Source organism: Pseudoalteromonas sp. S3785, assembly GCF_005887365.1.
Taxonomy (GTDB): Bacteria; Pseudomonadota; Gammaproteobacteria; order Enterobacterales; family Alteromonadaceae; genus Pseudoalteromonas.
Genome location: NZ_PNCT01000021.1, coordinates 85,490 through 91,862, shown reverse-complemented (window position 1 = coordinate 91,862; position 6,373 = coordinate 85,490). Strand labels below are relative to the sequence as shown.

Sequence of the window (6,373 nt, the reverse complement as noted above, 5' to 3'; positions counted from 1 at the left end):
CCCGAGCAACAAAGAGTTTATCGCCCCTAGGCAGAACCCGAAGGGCAGCGCATGTTTGGCATTTATGCTGCGTTATCGCCTATTTATGGGGAATAACCACACTTCATAGGCTCTGCCTTGCCTAAAAACCAAACATACTGCTGCAAATTCAACCATCAAAGAACAACACGCCCTGGCGCCCAGTAAATCAGCTATTAAACTTTAACAGTTTTGCGATTAATACCATAATCACGCAGTTTATTTGCCACTGCAGTATGACTAAGCCCTAAACGTTTAGCCAATTGCCTTGAACTTGGGTAAGCAGGATACAACTTACGTAATAAAGTTGCTTCAAAACGTTTTACAGCTTGATCTAACGTCCCCTCAAAATCTGACTCTAAATAGCCTAGATCGTGCGTAAATGTGGGCAATTGTAAATGCTCCACACGCAGCTCACTGTCATCGAGTAGCGACACAGCTCGGTAAATCGCATTTTCTAACTGGCGTACATTACCCGGCCACGGGTATTCTTGTAAAAAGCGTAAGCATTCTTGTGATAATAACGGAATAGCATGGCCGTTTTGCTGTGCGTATTTTTGGATAAAGTGCTCGGCTAATGGACCCACATCAGCTTTACGGTCTCTTAGTGGTGCAATCTCTAACGTGAGCACATTAATTCGGTAATATAAATCCTCTCTAAATACGCCCTCTTGTACCATGGCTGGTAAATCTTTTTGTGTGGCTGCAATAATACGTACATTTACTTTTACTTCGTTTTCATCGCCCACTTTTCTAAATGTACCGTCTTGCAAAAAGCGCAGTAGCTTTGTTTGTAACTGTGTAGACATTTCGCCTACTTCATCTAAAAACACAGTACCGCCATCTGCTTGTTCTAATACCCCACGCTTAGGCGCGGTATTTTCTTCATAGCCGGCGTAGCCAAATAATTCAGATTCGGCTACATCATCAGGCAACGATGCACACGATAGAGCGATAAATGGTTTAACCGAACGGTTAGAAGCATAGTGACAAGCACGAGCAAGAAGTTCTTTACCCGTGCCAGTTTCGCCAGTTATTAAAATGGGCGCTTCTAACTGCGACATTTTTCGTGCTTCACGTACAACACGGCGCATAGCAGTACTAAAATTGTGAATAGTTGCAAAGCTTTCTTGCCCATAACGCCTAAAGGCACTGACTTGCTGACCTAATCGGCTTTGCGATTTAATATTTATAACCGCACCAGCTAACACATCACCTTCACCACCTTGCGGGACGGCAATCGGTAAAATATCGGCAATAAAGTCTTCACCGGCCACATCTACACGGGTTGTTTGACCAAGTACTTCTTTGCCTTCTAGCCAGCGTGTAAAATTAAAACCTTTTAGTAGGTTATTAATATTGGCTCCTACCACTTCTTTTTCACTTAGTTGCAAGTCTTTACAGGCGGCATCGTTACACAAACGAACCCACCCTTTTGCGTCAATCGAGATAACTCCATCTGGTAATGCGCGCAGCAGTGTATTGAGCTCGTTATGCTCTCGTTCAGAGGGTAAAAAGGCAGTGGTGCGAACATCATGTACGCCATCAATCAAACGAATAGAAGGCATAATTTTTTGAAATTGCTCAAATTCAATTTCAGGAAAGCTTACATACATACGGCAATTTACCGAATCAACCTCAATCCCTTTTAAGTCAACATCGTAGTTAACTAAAATATTTAGGATTTCTTGGGCAATACCTACACGGTCGGCACAATGAATATCTAGACGCATACATCCTCGAATAAGGAAAAACTATATTAGCCGAATAATACGCTAACTGCGTTATTCAATACAGTAAATTGTAAACAAATTTGGACAAGCCCAGATCTTTTTTACTGTAACCTTACACCTGTAAACATCAAACTGTAATAACGTCCAGCTTAAAAGTAAAAAACGCAGCGTGTAAGCTGCGTTTTAAAAAGGGGTAATACCTATATGCTATTAGTTTTGCGGGTATGGGGTCCAGTCTCCGCCATCTAATTGGATATAAGGGCGCTTATTAACATACATCATTATTGTATCGGCGTTTTCGGCTACTTTAGGTGCACGAGGCAGCGTATCAACTAAGTCAGCAATATTGCCATTACCTGCAAAAAAGTTTGTGCTAAGCACGCCACTAATTAGCTCCGATAAACCAAAGTAACTTGTTGATTCGCTTACAAGCGTTTGTGAATAGCTTTGTACATTTTTACCAATAAACTTAATCGCCACCGGAACAGATACAATACTTGGGCTTGGTATTTCGCGAAGACCTGCAAATTGCACTTTATCGCCTTTTAAAGCTGCACCGTGTTCTGGTACTATCATTAGCATCACATTACGGCCACGCTTTTCTAAATTTTTAATAAACCCGTTAATGTCGTTAAATAAGTTTTTATGCCTGGTCGGGTAGCTTTCAAGGCTACTCATGCGTGGCTGATTAGCTAATTGGTTGCCATCGTGCAAACTGGTTGTATTATAATACATAGCGCATGGAGCACAGTCTTCACCTTTTTCATTTAGCCATGAATTAAGTACCGCACCGTCTGAATAAATAGGCTTGTTATCAAACCCATATTGAGCAACGGGTAAGTTAGTAATATCGTAAGGCTGCTCATCTATTTTTCCGAACCTTTTAACTAAGCCCTTAAACTCATCAAAGTGACCGTCGTGGTTCATTACAACACTACTCTTATACCCTAAGCTTTCTAAATTTTTAAATAAGTGGCACTGTTCAGGCGCATTCTCAAATAAAGCCGTCTGACTTGTTTGACCACAGCTTGCTCTAAGCAGGCGAATTGCAGCCGGTCCAGAGTAAGAAGTAGCCGAGTTAAAATCAGAAAACACCACATCAAAGTCGCTGTATAAATCGTCAAGACTTACACCAATAGTTTCTAAGTCAGCCACTGCCATAGAGCAGATATTTAACACAATAACATCAAATAACTCACCGTTATATTGCTGTGGGAATTGGCTAATTAGTCTACTTTGTTGTTCATAAAACGCTTTTAACTGCTCATCTGGTGATTTTGCTTCTTGTGTTACTACTTGTGCTTGTGCACGAGGCGCAGCTGTTGTTACGTTATTAGCTGCTACTGGCTGGGTCATTAATTCATCTTCACTGTGATTGCTTTGCCAAGCTACAAACATTAACCCAACAACGGTTACTGTGGTGAAGCGTATCCATTGCGAGCAATACCAAAAACACACCGTAATAACAAACAAAGCCAATAACATGTCAACATTGATAACACGCGCCATCAGCTCCAAAAAGTAGCCAAAACTGAAATCTTGTACATTGCCGGCCTGACGGGTTAAGCGCTCTATTGGTGGCAACCACGAGTCTTTATACAATAAAACGATGGCCATTACCGCGCCTAACCAATGCTTAACTTTATTGAGTAAAGGGTGTGCGTAAGAAATAGCAAAAAAAGCAGCTAACGCCGCATTTGCCAATAAGCTAAAGTCGATCGCACCATAATAAAAAAGTGCAAACTTAACTAAAAAATAAAGGTTCCATACCCCTAAGCCTGATAATTTCACTATTTACCCTTCTTTATTCTATTTGGTTTATAAGGTTCAAGTACTTCATGCTTAAACGTAAGCTGAGCATAGTATTTTTTTAATTTATTCAGTAGTAGCGACCCCGACATACACAAAAATACGCCAACTAGCATCGCTAAAATTGCTGTAATCAATAATTGATTAATACTCATAAGTTACTCTTTAAAGCCATTTTAAACGGCACGGCATCTGCGCGCTCATTTTTAGTAAACTCAGGGGTTTCTATATCTGCTGCAACACTTGCATCAATTGCTTGAGTAAATTTATAGCTTTCATTTTCCGTTAATTGGGCAGAGTAATCCGTTATATCCTGCCCTGCATAGTAACGCCTGAGTTGTTTACATTCTTGCTGAATATAAAAGTGATCGGAGATTATATTTTGTTGTGCAAAAAAGTCGTTTGTTTCTAATTTAAATAAGTGTTTTATCGCGTTATTAACATCATTTTCGCGACACGCATGCAAGTACAAGTACACGGTATTTTCTACCAAACTGAAAACGTCACCTTCACGTTTAATATGAAACAAATGCAATGGATGGATGGGATCAATTCGAGGTAAAAGCTCAAGTTTAACCAACACCCCGCTAACCCCTAGATTTACAGCTGAATCGCTGTGCACTTCAACCTGTTTGGTAAATTCTATAAAAGGTAAGTAGCCTTTCGAAAAGGTATTTTCGGTAAATTGAAGTACATGCTCAATAGAGGGCGGTAAGGGCCTTGAAAACTGAAACCCTTGAATTGACTGAACCTGTGAAAGCAACCTTGAAGGTTCCGAAAAACTATACAAAATAAGGTTAACACCTAAAGTCAAAAATAAGCATTCATCTTGATGGCGGATCACACCATCAACGTTTTGAATCACTAATTTAAGCCAACGGCCGCAGTTTTTTCTAAGCTCAAAACATTGCTTAGCAAGCAGAGCTAAATCAGTATAACGCGACACTGCAAACACCAATGTCGCCGCTTCAAGTTTAGGACCTTTTGAAAAAAGCGCGTTGTTGTCTTTTATTATTTTATATTTTGCAGGAAGCTTGGTACCTTCAGGAATCGCCCCTTGCACAATCCACACTTCATCTTCATCTGCAAACACACCTGCAGTTAAAGGTTGTTTTTCAATAATAGTATCTTGCTGGACTTTAAAGTAACCATCCTCAATCATTAAAGGGTACTGCACCGAGGCCAAAATACCCGTACTGTGGTGCCAATAATCGTATTCAAGCACACGCACCGTTGAATCATTCTCAACATAAACTAACCCATCTAAAACATCATTTAACCGCCTGAACAGAAAACGATAGTTAGTTACCTCAGGGCCAGAAACTAAAAATAAAGTAGTCGCCCCCGAATCTCTACTAAAACCCTTAAAGGCATGAATGCTATTTGTCAGTTGCCGCTGATCCACCGAGGCTAAATCCGTCGTGCTAAAGTGCACAATAACTAGCGCTTCGTTTAACTGTTTATAAGCATTTAGCTCTTTTAAAGTGTTGTTAATTATTTGTTGTTTGGGCCAATCACGGGTGTCAGCAGAAAACCTGAATGGGTGCACTTTGTGCTGGTCAAATGCGTGATTTAAAGCATCGCTGTAAGCACCCTCAAAAAAAGTCTCTATTTGCGAAGAAACAATATAAATATCAGAGGTTGAGGGCTTGTTAATTGCATGAAGGGCCAGTTCAGTAGAAAAATGATCTAAAGGGGCTAAAATTGCATATAACGATGCAGGTTTTAGCTCTGTAGCAGCGGGCTGTAAGCCTGAAATGTTAAAGTTTTGCACTGAATTTAGCCTATAAAAAATACTTTTTTACTAGTTTTACCCGCTATTCTATATATAATAGACAAATATTGTCCACTTTAAATAAAAATAATAAACTTTAGCACAAAGGCATCAATGCACAAATTAACAACAAAAAGCTCTGAGACCTTAACATCCAACGACATTGAGAACCTCGCACGACGCTTTGGTGGCAAAAGCGAAGATTACGTTGAAATTGTTAATAAACAGAAAAATAAACAAACAATAAAAAAATACGCATTACTAAACGAAATACACCGTGCGGTAAATGCGTAATGTGTAATTAAAACGACAGGTAAACAACCCTTTGCAAAGAATTTTTCTAAAAGGCATTAAAGGCGGTACTGGCGCTACTTCGATGGTTGCCAATTTAGCCTGCGTATTAAAAAAATCAGGCTCAGATGTGATTGCTATAGATTTAGATTCTAAAAGCGATTTGGGACTGCACTTTGGCCTGCCTTGGAAATACAACCAGGGTTGGAGCAATGAGAAACGTTTTGAGGACGCTTTAGCGCACTTTCATCAAGATAGTGATGGCATTGTATTTTTGCCATTCGGCAACAATTGCGTAAGTCATGAAGCGTTATTTGAGCTTGTTAACAATTGCAATAAACTGGATTATAACAAAGATACTTGGCTTCTATTCGATTGCCCTGCACATGTCGATATTACCCATTACCCCCTAGATAAAAACGACATAGTAATTGAAATAGTTAATTGTGATGCTATTTGTCACAGCTTAATTTACAAAAACCTGCAAACGTTAAAACAGACTGACAATCAGTGGAAACACTTTTTTTTAGTCAATCGTTATAACTCTGCATCAACACTTGAATTTGACCTGTTTTCATTGTGGCAATCTACTTTACCATTTATGGCGCCTTTTTTTATAAACAGTGATGAAGTCATAAAAGAGTCTACAGCCTATCGAAATGTAGCGCTTAACTGTGCACCTTACAGTGTTGCTAACGATGACTTTGAAACGCTTGCCGGTTGGCTTGTAAGTAAGTCGGCTTTGTAA

6 protein-coding genes are annotated in these 6,373 nt (G+C 39.7%); 2 read left to right on the top strand and 4 right to left on the bottom strand.

Annotation, left to right across the window (positions count from 1 at the left end; translation table 11 throughout):
- Nucleotides 1–194: 194 nt before the first annotated feature.
- The 4 genes from tyrR to bcsE all read right to left on the bottom strand — a co-directional run bounded on the left by tyrR (nt 195) and on the right by bcsE (nt 5,334).
- The gene (tyrR, locus tag CWC17_RS05985) at nt 195–1,751 is read right to left on the bottom strand and encodes a transcriptional regulator TyrR (RefSeq protein ID WP_055015963.1); all 1,557 of its coding nucleotides are present in this window, start codon (nt 1,749–1,751) and stop codon (nt 195–197) included.
- Nucleotides 1,752–1,961: 210 nt separating this feature from the next.
- Nucleotides 1,962–3,542: a cellulose biosynthesis protein BcsG gene (bcsG, locus tag CWC17_RS05980; RefSeq protein WP_138612345.1), complete on the bottom strand. Its 1,581-nt coding sequence runs from the start codon at nt 3,540–3,542 to the stop codon at nt 1,962–1,964.
- A complete protein-coding gene (locus CWC17_RS19340; protein ID WP_171037630.1) occupies nt 3,542–3,715 on the bottom strand; it encodes a hypothetical protein in 174 nt (57 codons plus the stop codon). Before CWC17_RS19340 ends, bcsG begins: the two co-directional genes overlap by 1 nt.
- The gene (gene bcsE, locus CWC17_RS05975; protein ID WP_138540847.1) at nt 3,712–5,334 is read right to left on the bottom strand and encodes a cellulose biosynthesis protein BcsE; all 1,623 of its coding nucleotides are present in this window, start codon (nt 5,332–5,334) and stop codon (nt 3,712–3,714) included. Before bcsE ends, CWC17_RS19340 begins: the two co-directional genes overlap by 4 nt.
- A gap of 114 nt (nt 5,335–5,448) precedes the next feature.
- On the opposite strand from bcsE, the gene bcsR reads away from it, so the two are divergent.
- Together bcsR and bcsQ are read left to right on the top strand one after the other, a co-directional pair.
- Complete coding sequence (gene bcsR, locus CWC17_RS05970; protein WP_055015960.1) at nt 5,449–5,628, top strand: BcsR/BcsP family cellulose biosynthesis protein; 180 nt, start codon at nt 5,449–5,451, stop codon at nt 5,626–5,628.
- Between the two features lie 31 nt (nt 5,629–5,659).
- Nucleotides 5,660–6,373 carry a cellulose biosynthesis protein BcsQ gene (gene bcsQ, locus CWC17_RS05965; RefSeq protein WP_138612344.1) on the top strand — a complete coding sequence of 238 codons (714 nt, stop codon included), beginning with the start codon at nt 5,660–5,662 and terminating at the stop codon, nt 6,371–6,373.